At 71.5% G+C, this 3455-nt stretch carries 4 protein-coding genes; all 4 read left to right on the top strand.

Features of this window, described 5'->3' with window-relative positions; translation table 11 throughout:
- On the top strand, window positions 1-585 hold a 585-nt coding region (locus ACFW2E_RS43695), incomplete at its 5' end, for a bifunctional ornithine acetyltransferase/N-acetylglutamate synthase (protein ID WP_384476798.1).
- Entirely contained in the window at window positions 582-1496 is a 915-nt protein-coding gene (argB, locus tag ACFW2E_RS43690) for an acetylglutamate kinase (RefSeq protein ID WP_384476795.1), read from the top strand. The genes ACFW2E_RS43695 and argB, both read left to right, overlap by 4 nt.
- Window positions 1493-2692 carry an acetylornithine transaminase gene (locus tag ACFW2E_RS43685; protein ID WP_384476792.1) on the top strand — a complete coding sequence of 400 codons (1200 nt, stop codon included), beginning with the start codon at window positions 1493-1495 and terminating at the stop codon, window positions 2690-2692. The genes argB and ACFW2E_RS43685 overlap by 4 nt, the downstream gene beginning before the upstream one ends.
- A gap of 7 nt (window positions 2693-2699) precedes the next feature.
- Window positions 2700-3239, top strand: coding sequence for an arginine repressor (locus ACFW2E_RS43680; protein WP_384476789.1), 540 nt, complete (start codon window positions 2700-2702; stop codon window positions 3237-3239).
- Window positions 3240-3455: the final 216 nt, after the last annotated feature.

Raw genomic sequence — 3455 nt, 5'->3', positions numbered from 1 at the left:
CTGGAGACCGAGGTCCTCGACCGCGCCCTGCGCGCCGCCACCAGGGTCACCTTCGACCGCGTCGACTCCGACGGCTGCATGTCCACCAACGACACCGTGCTGCTGCTCTCCTCCGGCGCCGCCGGGGTCACCCCGGAGTACGAGGAGTTCGCCGAGGCCGTTCGCGCCGTCTGCGACGACCTCGGCCGGCAGCTCATCCGGGACGCCGAGGGCGCCAGCAAGGACATCAAGGTCGAGGTGATCAACGCCGCGACCGAGGACGACGCCGTCGAGGTGGGCCGCTCCATCGCCCGCAACAACCTCCTCAAGTGCGCCATCCACGGCGAGGACCCCAACTGGGGCCGGGTCCTGTCCGCCATCGGCACCACGCGGGCCGCCTTCGAGCCCGACCAGCTCAACGTCGCCATCAACGGCGTCTGGGTGTGCAAGAACGGCGGTGTCGGCGAGGACCGCGAGCTGGTCGACATGCGATACCGCGAGGTGCACATCGTCGCCGACCTCGCCGCCGGCGGCGAGACCGCCACCATCTGGACCAACGACCTGACCGCCGACTACGTCCACGAGAACAGCGCCTACTCCTCATGAGCACAGGAACGACTCGTAAGCACACGGCCCTGCCGAAGGCCCAGATCCTCATCGAGGCGCTGCCCTGGCTGACCCGGCACCACGGCAAGACCGTCGTCATCAAGTTCGGCGGGAACGCCATGGTGAACGAGGAGCTGAAGGCGGCCTTCGCCCAGGACGTGGTCTTCCTGCGGCACGCCGGCCTCAGGCCGGTCGTCGTGCACGGCGGCGGCCCGCAGATCAGCGCCGCCCTCGACCGGCACGGCATCGTCAGCGAGTTCAAGGCGGGCCTCAGGGTCACCACCGAGGACGCCATGGACGTCGTACGGATGGTGCTCGCCGGACAGGTGCAGCGCGAGCTGGTCGGACTGCTCAACCAGCACGGTCCGTTCGCCGTCGGCCTCACCGGCGAGGACGCCCACACCATCACCGCCACCAAGCACCAGCCCCGGATCGACGGCGAGTACGTCGACATCGGGCGGGTGGGCGAGATCACCGAGATCGACACGGGCGCGATCGAGGCCCTGCTCGCCGACGGCCGCATCCCGGTCGTCTCGTCGATCGCCCGTAGCCAGGACGACGGACATGTCTACAACGTCAATGCTGATACGGCGGCTGCGGCACTCGCTGCGGCACTGGGCGCCGAGACACTCATGGTCCTCACCGACGTCGAGGGCCTCTACGAGGACTGGCCGGACTCCGACGAGGTGATCAGCCGCCTCACCGCCACCGAACTGGAGAAACTCCTGCCGGAGCTGTCCTCCGGCATGGTGCCGAAGATGGAGGGCTGCCTGCACGCCGTGCGCAACGGAGTCCACACCGCCCGCGTCATCGACGGCCGGGTCCAGCATTCGATCCTGCTGGAGATCTTCACCGACGAGGGCATCGGCACCATGGTCGTGCCCGACGAGCAAGAGGGGGATGCCGCATGACCGCCAACGAAGAGCTGACCCAGCGCTGGCAGGGCGCGCTCATGAACAACTACGGCACCCCGCGGCTGCCCCTGGTCCGCGGTGCCGGCGCCAGGCTGTGGGACGCCGACGGCAAGGAGTACGTCGACTACGTCGGCGGCATCGCGGTCAACGCGCTCGGCCACGCCCACCCGGCCGTCGTCGAGGCCGTCAGCAGGCAGATCGCCTCCCTCGGCCATGTCTCCAACCTCTTCGTCGCCGAACCGCCCGTCGCCCTCGCCGAACGCCTCCTCCAGCTCTTCGGCCGCGACGGCAAGGTCTTCTTCTGCAACTCCGGCGCCGAGGCCAACGAGGGCGCCTTCAAGATCGGCCGGCTGACCGGGCGCACCCATATGGTCGCCACCCAGGGCGGCTTCCACGGCCGCACGATGGGCGCCCTCGCCCTCACCGGCCAGCCCGGCAAGCAGGAGCCCTTCCTGCCGCTGCCCGGCGACGTCACGCATGTGCCCTACGGCGACGCCCAGGCTCTGGCCGCCGCGGTCACGGAGGAGACCGCCCTCGTGGTCATCGAGCCCATCCAGGGCGAGAACGGGGTCGTCGTGCCCCCGGCCGGCTATCTGAAGGCGGCGCGGGCGATCACGGCCGCCACCGGGTCCCTCCTCGTCCTCGACGAGGTGCAGACCGGCATCGGGCGCACCGGGCACTGGTTCGAGTACCAGGCCCACGAGGGCGTCCTGCCGGACGTCGTGACCTTGGCGAAGGGGCTGGGCGGCGGTCTGCCGCTCGGCGCCACCGTGGCCTTCGGACGGGCCGCCGAGCTGCTGCGGCCCGGTCACCACGGCACGACCTTCGGCGGCAACCCGGTCGCCTGTGCCGCCGGACTCGCCGTCCTCGACACCATCGCCGACGAGGGCCTGCTGGAGAACGTCAAGCGCCAGAGCGCCACGCTGCGGGACGGAATCGAGTCGCTGGGCCACTCGTCGATAGCCCATGTCCGGGGCGCGGGCCTCCTCCTGGGTATCGTGCTCACGGAGCCGCTCGCGCACCAGGTGCAGCAGGCGGCTCAGGAGGCCGGTTTCCTGGTGAACGCGCCCGCCCCCGACGTCGTACGGCTGATGCCGCCGCTGAACCTCGGCGACGACGAGACGGACGCCCTCCTCCAGGCACTGCCCGGCATCCTCGACGCAGCGAACGGGGACGGACGATCCGGGGAATGAGACGACGATGAGCCACGCGCAGGAGCACGACCAGACCGCGGGACCTGCCGTGCCGCAGACCCGCACCGCACGCCACCGCCGGATCGTGGACATCCTCAACCGGCAACCGGTCCGCTCGCAGAGCCAGTTGGCGAAGCTCCTCGCCGACGACGGACTGAGCGTCACCCAGGCGACACTGTCCCGGGATCTGGACGAGCTGAACGCGGTGAAGATCCGCAACACCGACGGCGACCTGATCTACGCGGTCCCGAGCGAGGGCGGCTTCCGCACGCCCCGCGCGCCGCTGGGGGAGTCGGTGAAGGAGGAGCGGATGCGGCGCCTGTCCCAGGAGCTGCTGATCTCCGCGGAGGCCTCCGCCAATCTCGTGGTCCTGCGTACCCCTCCGGGGGCTGCGCAGTTCCTGGCGTCGGCGATCGACCAGGCCGAGCTGCACGACATCCTGGGGACGATCGCCGGCGACGACACGCTGCTGCTGATCAGCCGGGATCCGTCCGGAGGCCAGGCGCTCGCCGAACATCTGCTGCGGCTGGCCCAGAACGGCCACTGAGGAGGGTGATGCGGGGGTGCGCCGACCGCGGGTGGCGGGCTGATCGCGCCCAGCGGCGGATCCGCACATCGGGACCGCCCCGCGCCCCGGCCAGGGCCGGCCTGCGTCCGCCGAGCGGCGACCCCGCGTAGCTGCGGGCGGTGGGGGCGCGGCGGCCCGCCCCCGGGGGGGGGGGGGGGCGCCGCCCCCCCCCGCGCAGGGGTGCAGGGGGGGGCC

Source organism: Streptomyces sp. NPDC058964, from assembly GCF_042741275.1.
Classification (GTDB): domain Bacteria; phylum Actinomycetota; class Actinomycetes; order Streptomycetales; family Streptomycetaceae; genus Streptomyces.
Note: the sequence above shows the minus strand (reverse complement) of the source record. Positions and strands in the feature narration are given on the sequence as shown.

What these genes read in the sequence shown, in the direction of transcription:
- ACFW2E_RS43680 (WP_384476789.1), top strand. Translation starts at nt 2,700, where the DNA reads ATGAGCCACGCGCAGGAGCACGACCAGACCGCGGGACCTGCCGTGCCG.
- argB (WP_384476795.1), top strand. Translation starts at nt 582, where the DNA reads ATGAGCACAGGAACGACTCGTAAGCACACGGCCCTGCCGAAGGCCCAG.
- ACFW2E_RS43685 (WP_384476792.1), top strand. Translation starts at nt 1,493, where the DNA reads ATGACCGCCAACGAAGAGCTGACCCAGCGCTGGCAGGGCGCGCTCATG.